The following is a 24,471-nucleotide window of genomic DNA, read 5'->3' on the forward strand; positions in this document are numbered from 1 at the left end:
CGGAAGCGGATATGGATATCACCACAGAAAAATACAAAGCGGTTGCCAGGGCAGGCACGGAAAACCCGGTGCTGCAGAAGGCCTTGGCCGGCCTGCAGGCGCGGTTTGGCCGGGGAACGGCCCAGGCCTATCGCGAGCTGCCCGAAGGGCCAGACTTGCGACTGGTGGCCCATGACCTGCGCATGGACGCCGTTCTTCACCTCGACCGTCTGCTGGCCGCACTCGCCGGCAAGGTGCGCGGAAACGGCGGCCACGTTTATTTTGCCCAAAATGGGGAAGAAGCCGTGGCCTATTGCCTGAAAGTCGCTGCGGAAAACAAGGTAAAGCGGGTGGTCAAGGGCAAATCCATGGTCACCGAGGAGATCCGGCTGAACGAGGCGCTGGCGGCGTCCGGCATCGAAGCCGTGGAAACCGATCTGGGGGAGTACATCATCCAGCTGGCCGGTGAGACGCCTTCGCACATCATCGCTCCGGCCATTCATAAATCCAAAGAGGATGTCGGCCGCCTCTTTGCGGAAAAGCTGCGGATAGGCTACACCGACGACCCCCCCACCCTGACCCGGGCCGCAAGAAAGGCCCTGAGGGAAAAGTTTTTATCGGCGGATATGGGTATTTCCGGATGCAACCTGGCCTGCGCCGAAACCGGCCACATCACCACGGTGTCCAACGAGGGCAACATCCGCATGGCTTCGACCCTGCCGCGCATTCACATGGTTTTTATGGGCATGGAGCGGGTTGCCGCACGCCTGCAGGATCTCGACATCCTGCTGCGCTTGCTGTGCCGGGGGGCGGCGGCCCAGAATATGGCCACCTATGTCAGCCACATCAGCGGTCCGCGGGGGGCGGACAACCTGGATGGCCCGGAGCAGCTGCACCTGGTCATTCTTGACAACGGCCGCTCCCGGATGCTGGCCGATCCGGAATTCCGCGAGATGCTGTGCTGCATCCGCTGCGCCGCCTGCCTGAACATTTGCCCGGTGTATGGTAAAATAGGGGGCCACGCCTACGGATTCGCGTACTCGGGCCCGGTGGGAGCGGTGGTTACACCGTTGATGACCGGCATCAACCGTGCCGCCGACCTCTGCCAGGGGGAAACCCTCTGCGGGGCCTGCCGGGATGCCTGTCCGGTGAATATCGACATTCCGCGCATGCTCCTGTTGCTGCGCGCCAAGCTGGCGGACGGCGACTCCCGATGGGGGGTGACCCGCGGCAGTCTTATGGAAAAGGCGGCTTACATGTTCTGGGCGCGTCTCATGCAAAGCCGTGGACTCTACGACCTGGCCATCAACGCCGGCAGTGTTTTTCAACGGGCTCTTCCCAAAAACGGGGGCATGCTGCGATTTCTGCCGCCGCCGCTTAACGGCTGGACCAGAAGCCGCGACATGCAGCCTCTGGCCGACGAAAGCTTCTCGAGGTGGTGGCAAAAAAACCGGGAAGGGGATTCCCATGGCAACCCATAGCACGAGCCCTGATCAGCAGCGGTTCATCGGCCGTCTGCAGCAGGCCCTGGCAGACGGCGCCGGGGATCGCCGTCCCGGGCGACCGGGCAGCATTTATCGTAAACAGGGGCCTGTAAAAACGAGAAGCCGGCCTGAGCAGCTGGCCCTGCTGGACCGGCTGGTGGCGGAAAGCGCCCCCATCAACCAGCGGGTCGCCGTGCACCCGGAGGCTGCCTCCGTTGCCCGGGGTATATCGGAACTGGTCGCCGAAAAGGATCCGGAATGGGGGGATGAGAAACACGTCGTCGCCTGGCGGCATCCCCTGGTCGAAGCCTTGAGCCTGCCGGATGTGCTGCAAGGTGTCGGCGCTTCCATGAGCTATGCGGCATCTGCCGGCACTGATGACCGGGAAACGGTGCGACAGCAGATTTTTAAAGCGTATGTCGGCATCACTTCCGCCGATTTTTGCCTGGCGGATTCCGCCACCCTGGTGATGAAGTCCCGGCCGGGGCAGAACCGGTCCGTTTCCCTGGTGCCTTCCATTCACATTGCGGTCATCCGCCTCGAACAGATCCTGGCCAACCTGAAGGAGCTGTACTACATCCTCGACAACGATCCGGTCCATGTAAAGGAGGGGCTGACCCCCTGCATGACCTTTGTCTCCGGTCCCAGCAAGACGGCGGACATCGAGGCCACCATGGTTCACGGCGCCCACGGGCCGCGGGAAGTGCATCTGTTTGTCATAACCGGATAAACAAACAAGTCCTTCAGCCTGTTTCGGCACGGAAATACAGCCTGTTCAGTAACCCGCATGATGGTTTCAGGCGTAGTCTTCCCGGACCGGGGCAAAGAACTCCAGTACTTCGGTGGCCGCGTCCAGACAGTGTGCCTTGTGCGCCACATCCGATGGGATGCACCAGGCATCGCCCGCTTTGACCACTTTTTTTTCATCGCCGATGGTCAACTCCAGGGAGCCTTTCAACACCGTGCCGATCTGTTCGTGGGGATGGGTGTGTTCGGGTATGTCCGTGCCCGGGGCGAGGTAAAAAAAGACCATGCTCCCTTTTTTGCCGTTAAGGGGCTTGATGTCGATGCCCGGCGCCAGGTTTTTCGAATTCAATTCCGCAATAGTGTGATGGTACATTGTGTGATTCCTCTTCATCAGTTTATGTATGCCCATTGCCATAAGTATGTTCCGATTGAAACTCGAAATAGAGGCGACAATCCCTAAATGTACGCCGTCGCCGTCACTTCGACCCGCGTGCCAAAGGGCAGTTCGGCCGCACGGATGCAGGTTCTGGCGGGCAGATCGCCCTTGAAACAGGATTTGTAGACGGCGTTGAAGCCGGCATAATCCTCCATATCCAGCAGGTAGGCGGTGATGGTGAGGACCTTTTCCAGGGAGGACCCCGCCTCCTCGAGGATAATGCGCAGGTTTTCCATGGCCAGCCGGGTCTCGTGCTCGACACTGCCCAGGGATATTTCATTCGTGGCCGGCTCCATCGCCCCCTGGCCGGAGACATACACAATGCCGTTGTGGATGATGGCCTGGGAGTAGGGTCCTCCGGTGACGCCGGCCTTGTCCGTGTGGAACTTTTTCTTTTTTTCCGACATGTTCTTTTCCTTTCGCTGTGTTGGTCGCGCAGGCTGTCAGTTGCCCATCGAATCCAGACAACTTTATGACAACAGGGACAGCATTCTCAACAAAAAATATCGTTCAAAGGCGTCAAGGCCCAAGGAAATTTCAAAGCATCATGCGCGGGTGACGAAAAAACACCCATACGGCGCAAGTATTTGGTAATGGATCATTTGAAATTGTTTAGAATTTTGATATTAGATGGTGTTATACTCGATTTATCCGGGTTCGGTTATGGTTTCATTTTTGTAGAACATGTCATTCAAGTTGAATGAACGAACACCCGATCAACCAGTAAGAGGAGAAGAACGTGGAATTTACGACCCTCAGCGCAGCGCATATCGAAGACCTGCAGGCAATGGTACCGGAAGATCGTTTTTCAGCCGGAAAGTCGGTTCTGAAGCTGCATGCCCGGGATCAATCCCATCACAAGGGGTGCATGCCCGAAGCCGTCATATGGCCTGTGAACGAGCGGGAAGTGGTCGATATCGTGACATACGCCAACCAGCATCGCCTGCCGGTGGTGGGGTGGGGCTCGGGTTCCAGTTTGGAAGGCAACCCCATACCCGTGAAAAGGGGCCTGGTGCTCGATTTTACCCAGATGAATCGCATTCTGGAGGTGCGTGCGGAAGACTTCCAGGTGGATGTGGAACCAGGGGTCGTTTACCAGGACCTGAACGAGCACCTGAAGGATACGGGTCTCTTTTTTCCGCCGGATCCCGGAGCGCGGGCAACCATCGGCGGGATGATCGCCAACAATGCCAGCGGTACCCGTACCGTACTCTACGGCTCCACCAAGGACTATGTGCTGCAGATGACGGTTGTCCTGGCGTCGGGAGAAATACTCGAAATGGGCAGGCGTGTAGCCAAAACCTCTTCCGGCTATGATTTGCCCCATCTTTTTATCGGGTCGGAGGGGACGCTGGGGGTTGTGCTGAAAGCCACGCTCAGACTGGTGGGGCTGCCTGAGGAATTTTCGGCGGCTGTGGTGACTTTTCCGAGTGTCGAGGCGGCCAGCAGAGCCGTTTCCGACATTGTGAAATACGGTCTCAATCCCGCGGCCCTGGAACTCATGGATTCCAATTGCATCGAGCTGTTCAACAGGGAAAAATCCCTGGGTCTGGAAATTTTGCCGACCCTGTTCATCGAATTCCACGGTCCGTCCATGGCCTATTTATCCGAAATCATGAGCATGGCCGGGGAGCTTTGCAAGGAGTCCGGTTGCCTGGCCTTCAGCCCGGGCCTGGGGCGGGAGGCGCGCAACCGTCTGTTCGAGGCTCGGCACGAACTCGGCGAAATGATCGTACGGGCGCATCCGGACTGCCGCATCCAGGTGCTCGATGCCGCCGTGCCCATATCCGCGTATCCCGAAATCATTGCGCTGGCGCGGCAGGCGCCGGAAGAGGCCGGCATCAAGGGCTATGCCTTCAGCCACGCCGGAGACGGCAACCTGCACCTCTGCCTGGCGGGCCGAAAAACGGAAAAAGAGGACTGGGATCACATCGACAATATCGGCCGGCGCCTGGTCTCCAGGGCCATTTCTCTGGGGGGCACGGCCACCGGCGAACACGGCGTGGGAATCGGCAAACGCAGATACATGCCGGAAGAACACGGCAAGAGCCTGGAATGGATGCGACACATAAAAAACCTGTTCGATCCCAACGGCATTCTCAATCCCGGGAAAATATTTCCGTGATCGACATCCGGGGGGCGCTCCCTTTTCGTTGCCATACCATGGGGGCGCGGGAGGGCGGCACCGGGGGAGGGTTATTTGCTCCGGTCGCCGAGCACACGTTCCCAGCGCTTGATCAGCAGATCGGCATGTAACGGCCCTAAGGCATTGAATTCAAAAAACGCAAAGATATCCAATCGATTGCCCTGGAGCCACCATTGTTTCAGCCGGCTCCCGGCACCCGGGGAAAACATCCAGGCTTCACCGAAGTGTTCCCGCAGATGGGCCTCCATGGCCGCCTCCCCCATCCATCCCAGCAGGTAGTCGAGGCAGTAAAATTCCGGTACCAGATCGAAAAGATGGCTTTCCGGCTGGTGGTAGAAACCCGTGTGCCGCTGCATGGTGGTTGCGTATGGTTCGCCGTCAGCCAGCTCGCCGGTGTGGAACATTCTGTGTTCGGCAATGAGTTTGGCGGCATACCGTCGAAACAGCGCCAGGTCTTTCAGTGTTTTATAATAGTACAAACGGTGCGCCTCTTCCCTGGGTATGTCGAGAAATTGCCGGAGAAAGGGGAGCGAAAGGCCGATGTTCTGAATCAGAAATGCAAACGATTCCGAAAGGCTGTAGGATGTGGCCAGCTCCCGGTCGATAAAAGGCAGCTCAGGAGAGGTCAGGGCGGCCGACAAACCGTGGCCCAGCTCGTGCCAGATGGTTTCCAGGTCGATCCATCCCCCCACCGGATTTATCACCAGGTGCACATCGCCCGGTATCCGCAGTAAAAAGCTCATGGCCTGGTCGCTTTTACGGTCATTTTTTTCGGTGTGGAGGTGAAGCCCTTCGAGGGCATCGAGATCGATGCGCCACTTTCTTAAAAAGGTTCGGGCATGATCCAGGGCATCTCCAGGGAAAAGCCCGTTGAAGGCACGCATTCCGAACAGGTGAATCGCATCGAAGCGGTTGAGGCGTTCCAGCGGCAGATCGAAGCTGTTCTGCACCCAGGCCTGCATGGCGTTGAAGTAGAGCGGTCCGGTTTCATCCAGAAGGCGCTGCAGTTCATGGCAGAAGAAGTCGTAGTCGATTCCTTTCTTGTCACCGCAGTAGGCAAGGTAGGTGTCGAAACCCAGCTCGTTTTTCAATATGTCCAGGAGAATCTCCCAATAGTTGAGGGCGAACGGCTTGAAAAATTTGCACAACGGGCCGGTTTCCTTCTGGAGGTTCTCCCGGTCGGCGTGCGTGCACGCCTTCTGGCACCAATGGATGATGTTGCCGAAGCCGATTCGTTGGCCGTTGACCACGGCAGCCGCCCCCCGCATCCAGGTCTGCATTTCGGTTTCATGGGGCAGCAGGGCATGCTGAAGATAGTGGTCGATGAAGGCGTGGCGCACCTTTTGTCTTGATATTCCTTTAAATTCCCGGTCGATACGGTTCAGTGTTTTCAGCCTGAGGAAGGGGGCGTATTCCTCATACAGCCGGTTGGGGTTGACGGCGGCAGCGTCGCCCTGCCACATGGCCAGGGCATCGGCCGTGCGACGGTAATTCAACGCGCTAAGGTTGTCGAGCAGCGTATTTCTTTCCATCATGGGAGTCATTTTGCATTTCCGGAGGCAATTGACAATGATGAAAAGGAGATTATTTTGTGAGCCAATGTTTTTATTATCAAAAATTTTTATGGAGATGTAAGTACATGTTTGAAACGAAAGAGCAGGTATTGGAAGAAATCATGTCTCAGCCCAAACCGGTCTGCTGCGACTGTGGCAAGGAGATGAAGCTGTGGGAGGTTCCGCCCATTAATTTCAGCGATGGGTTGGGCTGGGGTACGCCCTACCTGTATATCTGTTTTAACGATGAATGTCCCTCGTATAAGCAGGGATGGGAGCACATGAAAACAAATTACAGCCATACGGCTTCCTACAGGCGCATGTGTTATCCCGGAACCGAGCAGTATGAGCTGATGCCGGTGTTCAGCCCCGTGGGCGGACAGGGACAGATCATCGACGACCAGGTGCTGCTGCAGGAGGAGATGCTGAAAGAAGCCATCAAAAAGGGCTTTTCCATTCTGGCGCAGTGCTATGTCGATAAAGATGCCGAGACAGCGTTGAGGCTCGTGCTCGACCCCACCGAACCGGCGCGTGTCCGGTTGAAGGCCGCCGAGATGCTCGGCGATATCGGTGAGCTGGATGCGGTCGATCCCCTGAGGAACCTGAATGTGGGCAACCGGCTGATTTCCGAGCAGCTGGAAGCGTCCATCGCCAAGATTCACGAGCGCTTTTTTACCCGCGAGTGTCCTTTCTGCGCGGAAATCATTAAGAAAAAGGCAAAGATTTGCAAACACTGCGGTAAGGAAGTCGCCGGATTGTAATTTACCCCGGCATCGTAACTGCGGGGGGTTATCCGGCAACGTTGACGTTCATGCTGTCGTAGGACCTGAAGATCAGTTTTTCGCGCTTCAGCCGTTGCATGTCCAGGGGCTGGAATTCCACGCCCTTGAACCGTTGCACAAGGTCCGCTTTCCCAGGGATGGCATCCAGGCCGTTGCCGATTTCTTTCCCGGTGACGGCGTCCCACAGAATCGCCGTTTTCCCATCCGACACCACGGCCAGGGGCACCGGGCGGGGTTCCAGCAGTCGGGCCGCGGCCACGATTTCCCGTTCCCTCGAGTCGAGAGACCCCGGTGCGCACTTGACGACCATCAGGGTACGCCCGTCGAGTTTGATGGTAAGATCCACCTGCGAATCGTAGGCCTGGCCCCCCATGTCCAAATGGATGGGGGTGTTCCGGTGGATTTCCTGCCGGTCATACCCTTTTTCCTCGACGAGATGCCGTTCGACGGCCTGCCGGTTGGCTTCGGCCCCCACATCGGGTACCTTCTGGCCGGTAAGGTAATCTATGATATAATCTTCGTCCATGCTACAACTCCCCGGCGCGTGACTTGATCAGCGACCTCCCCGTCATCTCCTCCGGCTGCGCTATTCCCATGACATCCAGCACGGTAGGAGCGATATCGCACAGGCTTCCCTCCTGCAGGGTTGCTCGGCGATGGTCGTCGTTTACGAGGATGAAGCGCACCTGGCCCAGGGTGTGGGCCGTGTGCGGGCTGCCGTCTTCGGCGATCATTTTTTCCGCGTTGCCGTGATCGGCAGTCACCATGGCGGCCCATCCTCTGGCCTGCAGTTCGGTGACGATTTTTTCGACACAGCCGTCAACGACCGTACAGGCTTTTACGGCGGCTTCCAATATGCCTGTGTGACCGACCATGTCCATGTTGGCAAAATTGAGAACGATGAACTGGTAGCGATTCGAGGCGATGCGTTCGAGAACTTCCCGGGTGACTTCGAGGGCGCTCATTTCGGGCTTGAGATCGTAGGTTGCAACCTCGCGTGGCGAAGGAATCAGGCAGCGGTCCTCCCCGGCGAACGGGCTTTCTTCACCACCGTTGAAGAAATAGGTGACATGGGCATATTTTTCGGTTTCGGCGATGCGCAGTTGTTTCAGGCCGTTCTTGCTGACGATTTCTCCCAGGATGTTGTTCAGGTGAATGGGCTCGAAGGCCACGGGCAGGTCGAAGGTTTCATCGTAGAGGGTCATGCAGACATAGCGCGACAATGCCACGACCGGTGTCCGGTCGAATCCGTCAAACGATCCGTCGGTGAATGCACGGGTGATTTGGCGGGCACGGTCGGCCCTGAAATTAAAAAATATGATGCCGTCCCCATCCCGAACCATGCCGGCAGGATCGCCCTGTGGATCCGTCAGCACAATGGGAGAGACGAATTCATCGGTTTCACCCTTGGCGTAGGCCTCTTTAACGGCCGTCACCGCTTCCGTGGCCGGTTCGCCCTCTCCGCGCGTGTACAACCGGTAGGCTTTTTGGGTGCGCTCCCAGCGCTTGTCGCGGTCCATGGCGTAATAGCGGCCGCAGATGGAAGCGATTCGGCCGTAGTGGTTTTGCAGCAGATGGCGTTGAAGCGTGTCCAGATAATGGACCCCGCTCTGAGGCGGCGTGTCCCGACCATCGAGGATGGCGTGAATGTAAACCCGCTCGACACCCTCGGCTTTGGCCATATCGATCAGGGTCAGCAGGTGGGTTAACTGGCTGTGAACGCCGCCGTCGGAAACCAGACCCATCAGATGCAGTGCGGACTTTTTTAATTTTACCGCCGACATGACCGCCTTGAACGCCTCATTTTCCATGAAGGTCCGGTTCTCAATGGCCCTGTCGATGCGCAGCAGATCCTGGTAGACGATGCGGCCGGCCCCGATGTTGAGGTGTCCGACTTCGGAATTGCCCATGATGCCGTCCGGCAAGCCGACATTTTTTCCCATACAGTTCAGACGGGTAGAAGGATAGGTTGCTGCGATCATGTCCAGGTAAGGGGTGTCGGCCTTGAAAACGGCGTTGCCCTCATGGGCCTCACGGATACCCCATCCATCGAGAATCATCAGCATGCAGGGTTTATGGTTTGCCATGGATCACCTCACAACGTTATATTATCGGTTAAATTACCACTTCTCCGCCGGCCCCGCCGTCATGTTCCAGCAGGGCTTTGGTGGTGATGGGCTTTGCATCGATCCACAGACCTTCCAGATCGTAAAAAGAACGCAAGGGCTCCAGAAATATGTGAATAATGACATCGCCGTAATCCATCAGCACCCAATGTCCTTCCTGTTTCCCTTCGATGTTGATGGCTTTTTTCCCCCTTTTTTTCAGATGGGTCGATATGAATTCGGCGATAGCGGTCACCTGACGGTTGGAGCGGGCGCTGCATATGATGAAGGTGTCGGCAACGGTGGTCAGGGCCTTCACATCCAGGATGACCACCTGGCGGGCTTTTTTGCCCAGCACCGCGTTTACATAGGTGTCGAGCACCGGGTCGTTGATGATTTCAATGCTATTGATCATGAATAGAGTCCTCGTTGTCGAATATAGGCTTCCACCGGTTCCGGGACGAGGAACCGGATGGATTTGTTCTGCCGGATCAATTGACGTATGCGGGTGCTGCTGATATCCAGCAGGGTGACGTCGGTGAAGAATATGGGTTGATAGGCCTTGGTTGCATCCGAGGCCTTTGTTTTTGTAAACACGTAGTTGTCGGAAATCTTCTGGCGGATGAAATCGGCCGCCCGCTTCCATGCGGGGTGCCCCTGGCCGGGTCCTCCCGCGGGCCGGGCCATGACGATGAGCGGAGCTGTTTTCAAAATGTCGAGATACGCTTTCCAGGTGTCGATTTCAAGAAAGGCGTCGACCCCCACAATCAGGAAGATCCGGTCCGTTTTCCCGGCCTGGCCCTTGAAATGCATCAGGGTGTCGACGGTGTAGGAAGGGCCCGGACGGTTGATTTCGAGGTCGGAGATTTCGAAGCCGGGCAGGTCGCCCGCTGCCAGGCGGATCATGGCCAACCGGTCTTCAGCCGCGGCGATATCATGGAGTGGTTTGTGAGGCGGCAGAGCCGCCGGAACGATATATGTCTTGGCCAGTTCGAAAGAGGCCGCGACCTCTTCGATTACACGCAGATGCCCGTTGTGGACGGGGTTGAATGTGCCACCGAACAATCCGAAGTTCATGTCAAGCTGCCTGCTGCAAGGGCTTCGTTTGGCAATATACGTTGGTTGCGGATGTTGTCATTAATAATCAAGCATATCGTTTATGGTTCATGATCAGCGTTTTTCGTTGCGGAGATTCGGTCCAACATGTTGACGATGGTGGTGAGCAGCTGTCTCACGCCGCGGCCCGTCACGGCGGAGAGCAGTATCACATGCCTGTTTTCCAGCGCGTTCTTGAAAAGATCAGCCGTTTTATCCGTTCCGGTTACATCCATCTTGTTGAGTACGACGAGCTGCGGTTTCCGGGTCAGTTCGCTGCTGTAAGACGCCAATTCCCGGTTGATGGCGTCAAAGGCACCCAATGGGTTGTCCGGTTCGACCGCCGTCGCATCGACCAGATGAACGAGAATGCGTGTCCGTTCGACATGGCGCAAAAACGTTATCCCCAATCCGGCGCCCTTGTGGGCCCCTTCTATCAGGCCGGGTATATCGGCAACGACAAAGGGTTCACCATGGGGTGGCCGGACGACGCCGAGGTTGGGAGTCATGGTGGTAAAAGGGTAAGCGCCGATCTTGGGTTTGGCGGCGGATATCCGGCTGATCAGTGTGGATTTGCCTGCATTGGGAAGACCGACGAGGCCGACGTCGGCAATCAGTTTTAAATCGAGTTTTACCGTAAGTGCCTGACCGGGTTCACCCGGCTGCGCAAAACGTGGGGTCCGATGCGTGGATGTTTTGAAATGGCTGTTGCCGAGACCGCCTCTTCCGCCCCTGGCAACGACGATCTTCTCACCGGGAAGGGTGAAATCCTTGATTAAACGGCCGGTTTCAGCATCACTGACAAGGGTTCCGGCGGGGACTTCGACCAACAGGTCGGCACCGGCTTTTCCGGACTTGTTCTTGCCCTGCCCACCGGATCCGTTTTGGGCTTTGAGAGATTGTTTATATCTGAAATCGTAGAGGGTTCTCTTGTTCGATGATGACAGCATAATGACGTCACCACCCCTGCCGCCATCACCGCCATCCGGCCCGCCGCGGGGGATGTGCCGTTCTCGTCTGAAACTGACGCAACCGCTTCCCCCACTTCCGGATTGGAGGGTTATCACCGCTTCATCAATAAATTTCACTCGGCATAAACACTGACTTTTTTCCGGGAACGTCCCAAGCGTTCATAGGAAACCGTCCCGTCGATTTTTGCGAACAGGGTGTAGTCCTTGCCCATGCCCACGTTCTCGCCCGGGTGGATTCTGGTGCCCAGCTGCCGCACCAGAATGTTGCCTGCCTTTACGTTTTGTCCGCTGTAACGCTTAACGCCGCGCCTTTGGCCGTTACTGTCACGGCCGTTTTTCGAGCTTCCGCCCGCTTTTTTATGTGCCATTTTTCATTGCTCCTGAGATTGTGGCCTGTTTTCGAATTATGCCTGGATCGAGCCGATTTTTACGGCCGTGAAGAGTTGGCGATGGCCCTGTTTCCGGCGATAGCGTTTTCTGCGCTTGTATTTGAAAACAAGGATTTTCCGGCCTTTGCCCTGTTCCACGATCGTGCCGTTGACAACGGCATTTTCAAGGACAGGCTGTCCGACTTTGACGTCATCCCCATCCGATACCATCAGAACCTGATCGAAGGCCACGCTGCTGCCCACTTCGCCCGCGATCTTTTCTATTTTCAGGGTGTCGCCTTCTTGAACCCGATACTGTTTACCGCCCGTTGCTACGACAGCGTACATGTGTGTTCCTCCATCAATCATTTTTCATGCCCGGCGTCGATCAACCCGGCATGAAACCGAATATATTGTAGAAAGGTTATCGTTTCTAATGAAAATAGATAATATTGACCGATCGCAGAGGATTGTCAAGCAAAAAAAAGAAAAATGGCGCGCTCCCACGAGGGGCCGCGCCATTTTTCTTTTATGGTTGAGCGTCGCTGTCAGACGCGGGGGGCTTCGAACTTCAGGCGCCGACCTCCTCTTTGACGCCGACGGCCATTTTGTAGAGCAGCGTCAGGATGAGGGCACCGATGCCGTAGACACCCAGCGTGATGATGATTTCCGGGATGGACGGGGCGTATTCGTGGACGTGGTGCAGGGGGTTGGGCACGAAACCGCCGGAAATCATCCCCAGCCCTTTGTCGATCCAGGTGCCCACAAATGTGGTCACGCAGGCAACCGCCAGCACGCCTTCGTTTTTACGCGTGACCGGGTTGACGAGCAGAATGATCGAGACCAGCATCAGGCCATAAGACGTCCACATGAAGGGGACCAGGGAACTGTGCCCGTGGAGGCCGAAAAACAGGTACTGGATATGGACCTTGTGGTCGGGAATGTTGCTGTAAAAGGCGGTGAACACCTCGCACAGGAAAAAGAACACATTGATGCAGATGGCATAGGCGACGATTTTTGCCAGCGCTTGAATCTGCTCGCGTCCCGGGTCGAATTTCGACACCCTCCTGACGAAAAGGCACAGCAGGATGAGCAGCGCCGGTCCGGCCGCAAAGGCCGATGAAAGAAAACGGGGTGCCATGATGGCGGTCAGCCAGAAGTGCCTGCCGGGAAGGCCGGCGTACAGGTAAGCGGTCACCGTATGAATGCTGACGGCCCAGGGGATCGACAGATAGATGAAAGGCTTCACCCATGCCTGATAATGGGTTCCGTTACGTTCGGCCTCGAGCACATTCCAGCCGACAATCAGGTTGATGAACAGGTAACCCTGCAAAACGATGATGTCGAAAAACAGCACCGAATTGGGGCTGGGATATATCAGGGTGTTGAACACCCGCATGGGTTGCCCGAGGTCGACAAGCACGAACAGAATGCACATGACCAGGGCGGCGATGGCCAGGAATTCGCCCAGGATGGTGATCCGGCCGAACGCCTTGTAGTCATGCAGATAATAAGGCAGCACCACCATCACGCCCCCTGCGGCAACACCGACCAGAAAGGTAAAGTTGGCGATGTAGAAGCCCCAGGTAACATCCCTGCTCATACCGGTGATTCCGAGGCCGAAATCGAGCTGCTTCAGGTAGACGAGAAAACCGATGCCGATGACGACCAGCAGCGCTGCCAGCCAACCGTAGTATTTTTTGCTTCCTTTGATCGCTAATTCAAGCATATGCACCTCATACGATATAGTAAACAGACGGCTCCGTTCCGAGGCTCTGCTTACGACGAATGGTGTAATTGGTTCTCAGCAGTTCTCTGACCTCAGAATGGGGGTCGTACAGATCTCCGAAGGCGATGGCGCCGTTGGAGGCCTCGACACACGCCGGCATTTTGCCGACGGCCAGTCTTTCGGCACAGAAGTTACATTTTTCGACAACCCCTTTCGTGCGGGTCGGGAACTCCTTGTTGGTCACTTCGATGAAAGGCCGCGGATCCCTGAAGTTAAAGCTGCGGGAGCCGTAAGGGCATGCCGCCATGCAGAAACGGCAGCCGATGCAGCGGTGAAAATCCATCATGACGATGCCGTCGGATTCTCTCTTGAAAGTCGCCTTGGTCGGACAGGCCCGGCAGCAGGGCGGGTTTTCGCAGTGGTTGCACAACACCAGAAACGGCAGCTGCTCGATTCTTTCATCTGTGAATCGCTGCGCCAGGCCCGGGAAGGCGTTGTGGAAATGTTCCTCCCAGATCCATTTGATTTCGTGATTTTTATTTTCGAACTTGGGGATGTTGTGTATTTTGTCACAGGCTTCGATGATGGGCTCCAAATCTTCCGCGGATTCGAATTCCCGGGTATCGATAACCATGGCCCACTGTTTGGCTATCAGCGCTTTGTCGCCCTTTTTGACTTCAACACCGTGGGCGTCTTCGCCCCCGCCTTCGGATGCAAAAGCGTTCAATACGGGTCGGGTCGTCAGGCCCAGCGCCGAAACACCGGCAAGTTTCAGAAAGCGTCTTCGGCTGTCTTCCATTATTCCGTCTCCTTCGGGTTTTCAATGTGGCAGTCCCAGCAGTAAGGTCTGACCGAGGCATAATCGTGGCAGCGGTCGCAAAATTCCTTTTTGTTCGAATGGCAATCCAGACAGGTGTTGGAGAGGCTCATGTTGAATTCCTGCCCGCTGCTGTTGACAAAGGTTCGTTCGCCGTTCCTTACGACCGAATGCCGCCAGAGATCCAGCAGCTTCATGTGATCGGACTTCATGAAATCCGTCGGCATGACACATTGACCGTGGTTGGCGGCTTTTGCCCTGGCAGTCAACTCGGGTTCGGGGGCCGGCGCGGCCTTGCCCATGTTGAACCAGAAAGGAAACGCGACCACGGCTACAAAAATCACGACTCCGGCAATGATCAAGTTCTTGTTACTCATCTGCATCCTCCATTCCCGGCAGCGGTTCGCCGCGCAGGTCTGTCTCACGCTCCTTTTCGCCCGGTAAAATCAATGCATTGGCTACCATTTCGTGCACACCGGCAACTTCGACCCCGGGCACCCAGTAGGACATCAGGTCCGGCAAAACGGCGCGGTCTATGGCGCAGATCGTGGCCAGGGTATTGACGCCCTTGCTTTCGTGAACCGACTTGACGGCATTGGCCCGCGGCAGGCCGCCCGCCATTCTCAGTTCCATGTCCTCACCGGCGTTGAGACCCGATCCACTGCCGCAACAGAAGGTCTGTTCGCGAATCGTGTTGGCCGGCATTTCGTAGAATTTGTCTACCACGCTCTTAATCACATAGCGCGGTTCATCGAGCAGGCCCATGCCCCGCGCAGGATTACAGGAATCGTGAAAGGTAACGCTCAGGTTGCTGTTGCGGCTCTTGTCGAGGTCGAGCTTGCCGTGCTTGATAAGATCGGCGGTAAACTCCGTAATATGGACCATTTTGGTCGATTTGGCATTTTCGAATTTGGTTCCGGTAATCGGAGAAACCGGTTCTTCGAGAAAGTCGGCGGGGCCGTTCATGGTGTCCATGTACTGGTTGATGACGCGCCACATGTGGCCGCACTCGCCGCCGAGGATCCACTTGACGCCCAGGCGCTTGGCCTCGGCGTACATCTTGGCGTTCAGCCGCTTCATCATTTCATGCGAGGTGAAGAAACCGAAGTTGCCCCCTTCCGATGCGTAGGTGCTCCAGGTGATGTCGAACCCGTACTTTTCCCTGAGGAAGTGAAAAAGCATCATGTAGCCCATGCAGGTATAGGTTCCCGGGTCCGCAAAAACGTCGCCCGAGGGCGTGATGAACAGGATGTCGGCACCCACTTTGTTGAACTGGGGCTTCACATCCACGCCGGTGATCTCTTCGATGTCTTCCTGAAAAAAATCGAGCATGTCCTTGAAGGCGTGGGGCTGGATGCCCAGGTGGTTGCCGGTGCGGTAGCAGTTGGCCACCGGGGTGGCGATCCAGTCGATATTCAGGCCCAGCAGGTTCAGCAGCTCCCGGCCCATGATGGTGATCTCCGCCGTGTCGATGCCGTAGGGGCAGAAAACCGAGCAGCGCCGGCATTCGGAGCACTGGAACAGGTAGGACCACCACTCCTTGAGCACCTCCAGGGTCATGGGCCTGGCGCCCCCCAGCCGTCCGAGTATTTTCCCGGCACGGGTAAAATCGTTGCGGTAGATGGATCGCAGGAGTTCGGCCCTCAACACCGGCATATTCTTGGGGTCGCCGGTGCCGATGAAAAAGTGGCACTTGTCGGCGCAGGCGCCGCACCGCACGCAGATGTCCATGAACACCTTGAAAGAGCGGAATTTTTCCAGCCGTTCCTTAAACCCCTGGTGGATGATCTCCTGCCAGTTTTCCGGCAGTTGCCAGTCCTCGTCGAAACAGCTCCACTTCCGGGCGTTCGGAAAGCCCACATATTCGAGGCTTTTGGGATTGGCCGCGTAGCAAGCGATGCCCTTGCGGATTTCCGCCGGCGTGTCCATCCAATCCGTCCGGGGCGGACGGTTGTCCATGTTATAGAGTTCCTCTGGTTTGGGAAGGTCTGACATATATTACTCCTTTTCCTCGGTTTCTTCGGGAGGTGTTGCAACAGGCTGTTTCACCACCGGCAGCCCGGCTTCGATCATTTTTTCACGGAACTCGTCCTCATATTCCTCGTAGGTGTGTACGTGAACCGGGTAGTTCCAGGGATTGACGTGGCGGTTTGCGCGGGTGTCGGCGGTCATGTTCCGGGTCGGGCTGAGGAAGATGCCTCCGAGATGCATGAGCTTGCTGAAGGGGAAGTAGGCCAGCAGAATGCTGACGAAAAAGACATGCACGTAAAATAGTGAGGCCAGGCCCTCGGGGATGGTCGGATGAAAGGTGACGAGTCCCATGGTGAGCTCCTTGGCCGCGACAACATCGATTTTGGCGACGTAGCGCATGAGGATGCCGGTGAAGGCAATACCGAAGATCAGAAAGAGCGGAAAAAAATCGGCTGCGAGAGAAATGTATTTGACATTGGGGATAAAAATCCTGCGCAGGAACAGGTAGACGACCGCAGCCAGCAGCACGAATCCGGAAAGGTAAAGGCCGGGGAGCCCGAACTGGTTGACATCGTAAAGGATTTCAACCCTGAAAAAGGAGTCGACGTTTTCGAGCAGCCGCACGAAAAAGGGTACCGGTTCCGTGAAGAAACGCAGGTGCCGCAGCAATACCGTCAGAAAGGCGTAGTGGAAGGCCAGGGCGCCCACCCAGAGGAAAATTTCCAGCTGGTAGAAAATTTTCGGGCCGGCCTTCATTTTCAAACGCGTGTTGCGGAACAAGGAGCGAAACAGGACGATCTCCAGGATCATGCGGACGACGACCGCGCCTTTTGAAAAAGGGTTGTCGATGGCGTTCGGTTTGATCCACGGCAGTGATTTCTGCTGCCCGCAGGTGGTGGTAATCTTGAACGGCACCGCAGAGCGTGCCCAGTCCATGATGCGGACGATGAATCCAATTATAAAGGTGAGCAGGGCGGCATAGGGCAGGATGATGCCGAAGAGAGCCTTGAAAGCCGTCCCTGTTCCGGCTAAAATATAGGAAGCCAGAAACAGTACAATAACCGCTAACAGGGAATACATGTACTTAACATTCATATACCATTACCTCGCGTCTGAATTTTAAATAAATTTAGGGTCCGGCTCATCCGCCGCAACCTCTTTTATAAGTCCAGCTCTCGCAAATGCCTTGTAAATCTTATCCCTCTCCACACTGGTTTTCATACGGTATATTTTTTCGCGGCAGTGCATGTACACGTCGAAACCGATCAGCGCCAGCGTGTCTATTCTGGACTCCAGGTCCAAAAGCGTCTCTATTGAAATTTTTTTGCGGTTTTTCTGGAAGTGCTTCCTGACAATCGGTTTCAGGAAAAAAACGAATGCGACAGCCTGCGAAGGCGTGAAATTTTGTACGGCCCTGATTCTGACAAGGGGGTCGATGATCGCTTCGGGGGATTCTTCTACCGATTTGATGAGAAGATCGTAGAGTTTTGCCAACGACTGCTTGGTGGTGGAGCCCACCGGGTTGAGGAAGGCGTCTTTCTGATTTTGATAGAAGATAGCCGTATCGGGCGCATAGGTTTGGATGACCTGTTCAAACCATTCGTTGACGATCGCTTCTTTTTTTTTCTCTAACAGGGCAGCCAACTCCATCCCAGCCGATCACTCCTTGTTTTTTAAGCGCCCCGCAGCTTGTCCCCTGCGCGCGGTTTATCAAAAGTTGAGGTATATCAATTTGGAAAATCCTGTCAAGATAAAACAAATGTTTTGGGCAGGAACCGCTTGACGGTAACATACCGCAATTTTAAATCTAAGTTAAGGGTTTCGGCTTTTAAAATTTGAAACGCTCAACGCATATTTTATATTCATTGCCATGCGTCTGTTCCGGTATCATGCCTTATTGTGTCCATTGCGTTTGGTTTTCTTCAGGGTCGGCGCACCAGATGATCGGCCGCCGGCCCCATATGCAACCGCCGCGGTGTCAGACGATAGTGCCGGTGAGCAGGGTGAGCGACAGACCGCCGTGGGGAATGCTACGGGGCCTGAGATGAGAAGGAAACAGGGCTGCCAGGCGTTTGTCCGGCAAGATGATGGCCAGGCGCCAGCGTTTAAAATCCTTTTTCAGTTTTCCGGCAATGTCGCCGTAAAGGTCGTCTGTTTCACGGGAAGGCCCCAGGCGTAAGCCGTAAGGGGGATTCAAGGCCACCGTGCCGGGCTGCGGGCTGATGGCTTTGGGCATGAGGCCGAAGAAATCCGCACGGTCCACGCTGACGATTTCCGCCAAATCGTGTTGCCGGACGACGGCTGCCAGCGCCTTGCACATGTCAGGATCGATGTCGGCTGCGAACACCTTCGCCTGTTCTGGAGCACGCTCCGGCGGGCGGATCCTTTGGGAACGCTCCTTTTTCAAATATTGCCACTGCCCGCTCTTAAAGGCCGGCCAATGCATGAAGGCAAAGGACCGGTACCACCCCGGGGGCGTCCGGTTCGACATCAGGGCGGCTTCCAGGGAAAACGTTCCCGAACCGCACATGGGATCCAGCAGCGTCCCCCTGCCCCTGTAACCGGCCCAGGTAAGGACGGCTGCGGCCAGTGTTTCGCGTAGGGGGGCCTTGCCCACGTCGGTTTTCAGGCCTCTTTTGTACAGAGGCAGCCCACTGCTGTCCAACGAGACGAGAAAGTTGTCGTCCAGGACCCGCGCGTGGACGGTCTGCATGTTTTTTGTACTGTTGCCTCCGGATCGGCTTCCAAAAATATCCGCCAGGCGCGTCACGACGGCTTGCTCGAGGTGGCGGGCAATCGCTTCGGTATGATAAAGCCGGGAATGAGCGGTTTTTACGCTGATTTTCAGGCTGACATCCGGAGGGAGGTACAGTTCCCAGGGAAGACGGCCGAGCTGTTTTTCCAATTGTCTGAAATTGGTGGCCTTGAACGCTGCCAGTCGCATGAGAATACGCGTGGGGGTACGCAGGTCGAGGCTGGCGCCGTAGAGATCGGTGAGACGGCCCTCGAATTCCACCCCGCCGGGAACGGCCGCAGCCTGAGCGACCGTTCCCGGTATGGTGGCAAGCTCCCGGAGACACAACCGCTCCAGGCCGGGAGCCGTCACGGCAAAAAAGGTGTGGGGCCGGCCGATAACGTGTCGCTTGATCCTTTTTGTCAGGGCTTCATTAGAAACAGTCGGTCGCATCTTCGTACTGAATTTTTTTCCCGGCAAACCGAGATGGCCGTTTTTATTATTGTGGTAGCGGCGAAGCCGCGTTACATAAAAGCGCGTTTATTGACCTCAATGTTGGTTATGGCTTGATTAACCATAGAAGGGATACTACAAACTCGACAAATCGTTTACAAGGGAGAATAAAGCGCTTTTATTTTTATCATGGTAGATGTCTTCTTCAAACACTCGTCCTATGTGGCGGCCGACCTCGGCGACACCATTTCCGACGTCATGGACGGCGCCGGCGGAGACCGCATTCAACCCGGGAGCCGTGTGCTGATCAAACCCAACCTCCTTTTGCCGGCGGGTCCGGAGAAGGGGATCACCACCCATCCCCTGATCGTCAGGTCCGTGGTCGAATATGTCCTCGCCAAAGGCGCCCGGCCGCTGGTGTCGGACAGCCCCGGGATGGGTTCTTTTGAAAAAATTCTGCGCAAAGGGGGGTACCTGGATGCGATGAAGGGGTTGGACGTCGAGTGCCGTCCTTTTAGGGACGCCGTCCGGGTCGATATCGGCAAGCCCTTCGGCACCATCGAACTGGCTAGGGATGCCCTGCAGTCCGATTTCGTCATCAATCTGGCAAAGCTGAAAACCCATGCCCAGATGCTCCTGACCCTGGGGGTGAAGAACCTGTTCGGTTGTGTCATCGGCTTGAAGAAACCCAAATGGCACCTCAAGGCGGGAAGCGATCGGGCCATGTTCGCCAGGCTCCTGGTGCAGATTGCCAGGGCCGTCAACCCGGACATCACCATCATCGACGGCATCACGGCCATGGAGGGCCAGGGCCCCGGCAGAAGCGGGGCGCCCAGGGAACTGGGCCTGATTGCCGGCAGCCGGGATGCTTATGCGCTGGACATGACCATCTGCAAGGTTTTGGGGCTGGACCCGGACACGCTCAGGACCCATTCGGTGGCAAAGGAGTTGGGGCTGCTTCCGGAGAACATCAACCTGAAAGGCCGTTTTCATGTCGTGGACGATTTTGATTTCCCGGATGTCGGTACGCTGCTTATGGGGCCGAAGATGTTGCAGGGCGTCATGCGCAGAAATATCATCCAGAAGCCGGTGGTGGACAACAAGGTCTGCAAACTGTGCGGCGAGTGCTGGCGCTACTGCCCTGTCAAGGCCATCACCCACCACATCAAGGGCATCCGTTTCAATTACGACACGTGCATCCGGTGCTACTGCTGCCTGGAAATCTGCCCGCACGGGGCCATACGGATGAAGGAGCCGCTGCTCGGGAAACTGGTTCGGCCATACCTGGGTTCTGAATAGCCAGGTTTTGAAAAACAAAGACCTTTCACCACGAAACCACAAAAAGTCGAAATCACGAAATATCTTAACACATTTCGCGGGTTTTTAATTTCGTGCTTTCGTGATTGGGTATTTCCAGTCAGCTTAGAGCCTAATGTGCTGTTCGAAATAGGCGCTGCCGGTGGCGGCATACCTGTGTTTGGCAACTTCCACCAAGTCACCGCAGGCCAGCAACACCTCGGCGTGGCTGATAATTTCATAGGCCGCCATCCGTTTGCCCGGCCCCTTCAGCAGCACCTCTTTGAAATGGCGCCGTGCGATCTCATCGACATCCCTTGCTTCTCCTGACACGATTTCCAGAATGGATGCACAGCGCTGGATGTGGTGCTCGAACAGTTGCTCCAGTCTTTCGGCCAGGTGGATCTCGTTCCAATGAGACTGGTAATAAACGCGATGAGCCGGAAACACCCGGATGTCCGGGGAGTGCCTGGCGATGTCGCGGAGCCGGCCGAGCGAACCCAGGTAGCGGTTCAGACCGAACAGGGCATCCGCCCGGGGGTAGAGCGGCGCCAGAACGGCTTCGGCTTCCGCATATTGCTCCAGCCGGGTGGGCCAGGGTGTGATATCCGGCAGGACCACATCGCCGGCGATGATGGCCTCGTCTCCCAGCATCACGGCCAGAGAGTCGGGACTGTGACCCGGCAGGTGCATGGTGCCGATGCCGTCTCCGAAATTTTCGTCTTCATCCCCGACCCTTTCCACGGACAATGCCTGCAGGACCCGGTGGTAGCCGAGGCAGTTGGCTTCGAAGAACTCGACGGGCATGATGCAGTGCCAGCATTTAGCGGGAAAATGCTGCTTGTACCCTTCAGGGGCCAGGGCGGGGTACTGCCGGATCAAAAGATCATAGACAGTGTGGGCCTTCACTTTGATATCGGTCAGTTCCACCAGTTCGGAAAGGCCGCCGTCGTGGTCCTCATGGCCGTGGCTGATAAGGACGAAGGCGAGATCACCCGGGCTGATGCCGGCGACCTGCAGCATTTTCAATAGATGTTTTCCCTGGCCGAAGCGTCCCGCATCGACCAGAAAAGGGCGATCGGCCATGACGGCATAATTCCAGGTGGGCCCCAGATCCCAATGGCCGCCGTAAAAATTCTTCGTGGGAAGGCTGAAGATTTCCAGCCCGGAAGGCAGGCGAAACCGGACCACCATGCCGTTGCCGTTTTCATCTCCTTTTTGAATGATTTTCATTACAAACTGACCTAACCTTGCAACTTTTTTCTTCGCGTCATGCCTGCGAAGGCAGGTATTCAGAACGATTAGCCGAATGCCTGTCCTCCATCCCTGGCGTCCCGGCATGATACCTGTACGGATGAAAAATGCAAGCCCAAGATCGCGGCCGTCTGCCCGGTTGCAGCCACCGGCGAAGAAGCGAGAAGCGATCGTCGTTTGCAGTTCGTTTGAAAATTGTCTATATGATCCCAGGTAAAAAAAGCCGTACGACAGGAGGAAGACCATGCCTGAGCCCAGCAATGTAATGGAGATATTCAAATACCTGGAAAAGTCCAACTGCCGGGAATGCGGGGAAAAAACATGTCTGGCATTTGCCGGCGCCGTATTTCAAGGCAGAAAAACAATCGATCAGTGCCCACGGCTGCCCGCCGAAGTGACGGCACTGTTTGCCAGGGATGATGACGACACAGAACAGGGAGCAGATGAAAGGCAGGTGGCGTTTTTGAAGAAAATGGCCACCGAAATCGGCCGTCTCGACCTGTCAGAAGCCGCCGCAAGGGCCGGCGGACGCTTTGACGGCGACAAACTGACGCTCAAGGTTCTCGGCAAGGACTTCAGTGTCAACGCCGAGATGAAATTCATCACCCAACTGCACGTGAACCCGTGGATTTTGGGACCCTTTCTCGATTACGTGATCTACGGCGACGGCGTCATCCCCAACGGTTCCTGGGTGTCCTACCGGGAGCTCGCCGAGGGCAAGGAGCGCTATCCCCTGTTTCAGAAGCGGTGCGAAGCGGCGCTGAAGCGGATTGCGGACACCTATACCGACCTCTTTGACGACCTGGTGCACATATTCGACGGGAAACGGGTGGCCGAAGCCTTCGAATCGGATATTTCCGTCGTGCTTCATCCCCTGCCCAAGGTGCCTATCATGATATGCTATTGGCGGCCCGAGGAGGGCATGGCATCGGATATGAACCTTTTTTTCGACCGGAGTGCGGACCGCAATTTAAAAAACGGAACGGCGTTCACCCTGGGAGCCGGACTGGCCCAGATGTTCGAGAAACTGGCGGTACGGCACGGGGTGTTTGAAAATGTGTAAAAAAAACGATTCATCCGGAAGCGCCCGATTTTATGCGGTCAAAGACAGAACACCACGGGTTTACCCGTGGATGAATGAGCCCATCCAAGCATTCACGCGAAAGCTTGCCTTTCGGTGTGAATGATTGGTCGGCCAACGGCCGTAACGGTTAGGACCCCGGGTTTACCCGGGGGAATCTATATTTGTTGGTCGACCGGTTTTCTGTCCGCCGCCAGTACACACAAGAGCTCGGCGGCGATGGTGGCGCCGGCCAGAGCCGTGATATCGCTCACGTCGTAGGCCGGGCTTACTTCCACCACATCCATGCCCGCATAATTGAGCCCCGTCAGGTCGCGTATGATTTCAAGCGCCATTAACGAGGTCAGCCCGCCGGGAACCGGCGTTCCCGTGCCCGGAGCGTAGGCCGGGTCGAGGCAGTCGATGTCGAAGGTCAGGTAAACGGGCCTGTTGCCGACGGTCTTCCTGACGGCGTCGGCCGTTGCTTTCGCACCGGTGTTCATCACCTCCGGTGCATGGATGATCTTGACGCCGTGAGTGCTTGGATTGGTGGTGCGAATGCCGATCTGAACAGAGGTTTCCGGGTCGATGAGTCCTTCCCGCAGGGCATGAAAAAACATGGTGCCGTGATCGAGGCGTTTTTCCTCCTCCGCCCAGGTGTCGGAATGGGCATCGAAATGCACCAGGGAGAGCTGCCCGAATTTTTCCGCATGCGCCTTTAAAAGGGGGTACGTGACATAGTGATCCCCGCCCAGGGTCAGCATGAAAACCCCGGCCTTGACAATCCGGCGGGCATGCCCGCAAATGCTGTCCGTAATGGTTTCCGGTTTCCCCGGGTCGAAAAGGCAATCGCCGTAATCTATGACCGCCAGCCGTTCGAAGGGGTCGAACGGCCAGGGCCAGGGCGGCGACCAGGCCAGGTGAGCGGAAGCCTTGCGGATGGCTGCCGGCCCGAAGCGGGTGCCGGGGCGGTTGGTAACCATCAGGTCCAAAGGGACGCCGCTGACGGCAACATCGGCACGGCTCAGGTCTTTTGTGTACTTGCGGCGCATGAAACTGAGCACACCGGAATAGGTGGGCTCTTCCTTGATCCCGTAAAGGCTTCCCGGGGTGATGGCATGGTCGATGGATTCGAACGGCATCGGGTTCTCCTCTTTCGTGATTTGGTTAGGGAGATTTGTTTTTTGCGTTTTCTCCTTGGCGGTATGTTCAATTTTCTGAGGGACTATAACAGATATGCATTCCGCGAGACAAGCCGTGAAATTGTCTTGACTTGTGACCTTCCCCTCATGTTAGTTTCGGGTCGTTTCACTTTTTTCAATGTGTGTTTCCAATTTAAATTTGAATTCCCCGCTGCTTGCAGCGCGGGATAGGAATTTTGGCCCGCCCAACTCACGGCGGATAAATTTTCCGCATAGAAGGGACGACTTGTCGCGGCGTCTTGTCCGGCTTAGCTCGCAGAGCGAAGACGGAAGTCGCGTTTCATAACAT

The 24,471-nt window shown here is 56.2% G+C and carries 25 protein-coding genes; 6 read left to right on the forward strand and 19 right to left on the reverse strand.

Annotated elements, in window-relative coordinates; all coding sequences use genetic code 11:
• Nucleotides 1–11: 11 nt before the first annotated feature.
• Complete coding sequence (locus LJE94_08825) at nucleotides 12–1,460, forward strand: iron-sulfur cluster-binding protein (protein ID MCG6910211.1); 1,449 nt, start codon at nucleotides 12–14, stop codon at nucleotides 1,458–1,460.
• The gene (locus LJE94_08830; protein ID MCG6910212.1) at nucleotides 1,447–2,193 is read left to right on the forward strand and encodes an LUD domain-containing protein; all 747 of its coding nucleotides are present in this window, start codon (nucleotides 1,447–1,449) and stop codon (nucleotides 2,191–2,193) included. The genes LJE94_08825 and LJE94_08830 overlap by 14 nt, the downstream gene beginning before the upstream one ends.
• 66 nt (nucleotides 2,194–2,259) lie before the next feature.
• Here LJE94_08830 and LJE94_08835 read toward each other — a convergent pair whose 3' ends face one another.
• Together LJE94_08835 and LJE94_08840 are read right to left on the reverse strand one after the other, a co-directional pair.
• Nucleotides 2,260–2,583 carry a cupin domain-containing protein gene (locus LJE94_08835; protein ID MCG6910213.1) on the reverse strand — a complete coding sequence of 108 codons (324 nt, stop codon included), beginning with the start codon at nucleotides 2,581–2,583 and terminating at the stop codon, nucleotides 2,260–2,262.
• 83 nt (nucleotides 2,584–2,666) lie between these two features.
• Nucleotides 2,667–3,053, reverse strand: coding sequence for a RidA family protein (locus tag LJE94_08840; GenBank protein ID MCG6910214.1), 387 nt, complete (start codon nucleotides 3,051–3,053; stop codon nucleotides 2,667–2,669).
• 332 nt (nucleotides 3,054–3,385) lie between these two features.
• Between LJE94_08840 and LJE94_08845 the strand changes: the two genes are divergently transcribed.
• Nucleotides 3,386–4,771: an FAD-binding oxidoreductase gene (locus LJE94_08845; protein ID MCG6910215.1), complete on the forward strand. Its 1,386-nt coding sequence runs from the start codon at nucleotides 3,386–3,388 to the stop codon at nucleotides 4,769–4,771.
• A gap of 71 nt (nucleotides 4,772–4,842) precedes the next feature.
• On the opposite strand, the gene LJE94_08850 is transcribed toward LJE94_08845, so the two are convergent.
• Nucleotides 4,843–6,336 (reverse strand): hypothetical protein, encoded by a 1,494-nt coding sequence (locus LJE94_08850; protein MCG6910216.1) that lies wholly within the window; start codon nucleotides 6,334–6,336, stop codon nucleotides 4,843–4,845.
• Nucleotides 6,337–6,431: 95 nt separating this feature from the next.
• On the opposite strand from LJE94_08850, the gene LJE94_08855 reads away from it, so the two are divergent.
• Nucleotides 6,432–7,106, forward strand: coding sequence for a zinc ribbon domain-containing protein (locus LJE94_08855; GenBank protein MCG6910217.1), 675 nt, complete (start codon nucleotides 6,432–6,434; stop codon nucleotides 7,104–7,106).
• A 28-nt stretch (nucleotides 7,107–7,134) separates the two neighbouring features.
• Here LJE94_08855 and LJE94_08860 read toward each other — a convergent pair whose 3' ends face one another.
• The 14 genes from LJE94_08860 to LJE94_08925 form a co-directional block, all read right to left on the reverse strand.
• A complete protein-coding gene (locus tag LJE94_08860) occupies nucleotides 7,135–7,653 on the reverse strand; it encodes a type I restriction enzyme HsdR N-terminal domain-containing protein (protein MCG6910218.1) in 519 nt (172 codons plus the stop codon).
• A 1-nt stretch (nucleotide 7,654) separates the two neighbouring features.
• The gene (gene gpmI / locus LJE94_08865) at nucleotides 7,655–9,214 is read right to left on the reverse strand and encodes a 2,3-bisphosphoglycerate-independent phosphoglycerate mutase (protein MCG6910219.1); all 1,560 of its coding nucleotides are present in this window, start codon (nucleotides 9,212–9,214) and stop codon (nucleotides 7,655–7,657) included.
• Nucleotides 9,215–9,242: 28 nt separating this feature from the next.
• Nucleotides 9,243–9,647, reverse strand: a complete 405-nt coding sequence (gene rsfS / locus LJE94_08870) for a ribosome silencing factor (protein MCG6910220.1) — start codon at nucleotides 9,645–9,647, stop codon at nucleotides 9,243–9,245.
• Nucleotides 9,644–10,309, reverse strand: a complete 666-nt coding sequence (gene nadD, locus LJE94_08875) for a nicotinate (nicotinamide) nucleotide adenylyltransferase (protein MCG6910221.1) — start codon at nucleotides 10,307–10,309, stop codon at nucleotides 9,644–9,646. Before nadD ends, rsfS begins: the two co-directional genes overlap by 4 nt.
• 80 nt (nucleotides 10,310–10,389) lie before the next feature.
• Entirely contained in the window at nucleotides 10,390–11,415 is a 1,026-nt protein-coding gene (gene obgE / locus LJE94_08880) for a GTPase ObgE (protein ID MCG6910222.1), read from the reverse strand.
• A complete protein-coding gene (gene rpmA, locus LJE94_08885) occupies nucleotides 11,412–11,666 on the reverse strand; it encodes a 50S ribosomal protein L27 (GenBank protein ID MCG6910223.1) in 255 nt (84 codons plus the stop codon). Before rpmA ends, obgE begins: the two co-directional genes overlap by 4 nt.
• Nucleotides 11,667–11,702: 36 nt before the next feature.
• Complete coding sequence (gene rplU / locus LJE94_08890; GenBank protein ID MCG6910224.1) at nucleotides 11,703–12,014, reverse strand: 50S ribosomal protein L21; 312 nt, start codon at nucleotides 12,012–12,014, stop codon at nucleotides 11,703–11,705.
• A 223-nt stretch (nucleotides 12,015–12,237) separates the two neighbouring features.
• Complete coding sequence (gene nrfD, locus LJE94_08895) at nucleotides 12,238–13,395, reverse strand: polysulfide reductase NrfD (protein ID MCG6910225.1); 1,158 nt, start codon at nucleotides 13,393–13,395, stop codon at nucleotides 12,238–12,240.
• A 7-nt stretch (nucleotides 13,396–13,402) separates the two neighbouring features.
• Nucleotides 13,403–14,194, reverse strand: a complete 792-nt coding sequence (locus LJE94_08900; GenBank protein MCG6910226.1) for a 4Fe-4S dicluster domain-containing protein — start codon at nucleotides 14,192–14,194, stop codon at nucleotides 13,403–13,405.
• Complete coding sequence (dsrJ, locus tag LJE94_08905) at nucleotides 14,194–14,589, reverse strand: sulfate reduction electron transfer complex DsrMKJOP subunit DsrJ (protein MCG6910227.1); 396 nt, start codon at nucleotides 14,587–14,589, stop codon at nucleotides 14,194–14,196. Before dsrJ ends, LJE94_08900 begins: the two co-directional genes overlap by 1 nt.
• The gene (locus LJE94_08910; protein ID MCG6910228.1) at nucleotides 14,582–16,207 is read right to left on the reverse strand and encodes a (Fe-S)-binding protein; all 1,626 of its coding nucleotides are present in this window, start codon (nucleotides 16,205–16,207) and stop codon (nucleotides 14,582–14,584) included. Before LJE94_08910 ends, dsrJ begins: the two co-directional genes overlap by 8 nt.
• Before the next feature lie 3 nt (nucleotides 16,208–16,210).
• Nucleotides 16,211–17,278: a sulfate reduction electron transfer complex DsrMKJOP subunit DsrM gene (gene dsrM, locus LJE94_08915; protein ID MCG6910229.1), complete on the reverse strand. Its 1,068-nt coding sequence runs from the start codon at nucleotides 17,276–17,278 to the stop codon at nucleotides 16,211–16,213.
• A gap of 24 nt (nucleotides 17,279–17,302) precedes the next feature.
• Entirely contained in the window at nucleotides 17,303–17,833 is a 531-nt protein-coding gene (locus tag LJE94_08920; GenBank protein ID MCG6910230.1) for an RsbRD N-terminal domain-containing protein, read from the reverse strand.
• A 328-nt stretch (nucleotides 17,834–18,161) separates the two neighbouring features.
• On the reverse strand, nucleotides 18,162–19,370 hold the full coding sequence (locus LJE94_08925; GenBank protein MCG6910231.1) for an RNA methyltransferase: 1,209 nt from the start codon (nucleotides 19,368–19,370) through the stop codon (nucleotides 18,162–18,164).
• A gap of 189 nt (nucleotides 19,371–19,559) precedes the next feature.
• Between LJE94_08925 and LJE94_08930 the strand changes: the two genes are divergently transcribed.
• On the forward strand, nucleotides 19,560–20,669 hold the full coding sequence (locus LJE94_08930; GenBank protein MCG6910232.1) for a DUF362 domain-containing protein: 1,110 nt from the start codon (nucleotides 19,560–19,562) through the stop codon (nucleotides 20,667–20,669).
• A 123-nt stretch (nucleotides 20,670–20,792) separates the two neighbouring features.
• Here LJE94_08930 and LJE94_08935 read toward each other — a convergent pair whose 3' ends face one another.
• Entirely contained in the window at nucleotides 20,793–21,899 is a 1,107-nt protein-coding gene (locus LJE94_08935; protein ID MCG6910233.1) for an MBL fold metallo-hydrolase, read from the reverse strand.
• A 265-nt stretch (nucleotides 21,900–22,164) separates the two neighbouring features.
• On the opposite strand from LJE94_08935, the gene LJE94_08940 reads away from it, so the two are divergent.
• The gene (locus LJE94_08940; protein ID MCG6910234.1) at nucleotides 22,165–22,983 is read left to right on the forward strand and encodes a DUF3786 domain-containing protein; all 819 of its coding nucleotides are present in this window, start codon (nucleotides 22,165–22,167) and stop codon (nucleotides 22,981–22,983) included.
• 176 nt (nucleotides 22,984–23,159) lie between these two features.
• Here LJE94_08940 and speB read toward each other — a convergent pair whose 3' ends face one another.
• Nucleotides 23,160–24,122, reverse strand: a complete 963-nt coding sequence (speB, locus tag LJE94_08945) for an agmatinase (protein ID MCG6910235.1) — start codon at nucleotides 24,120–24,122, stop codon at nucleotides 23,160–23,162.
• Between the last annotated feature and the right edge of the window lie 349 nt (nucleotides 24,123–24,471).

Source organism: Deltaproteobacteria bacterium (assembly GCA_022340465.1).
Taxonomy (GTDB): Bacteria; Desulfobacterota; Desulfobacteria; order Desulfobacterales; family B30-G6; genus JAJDNW01.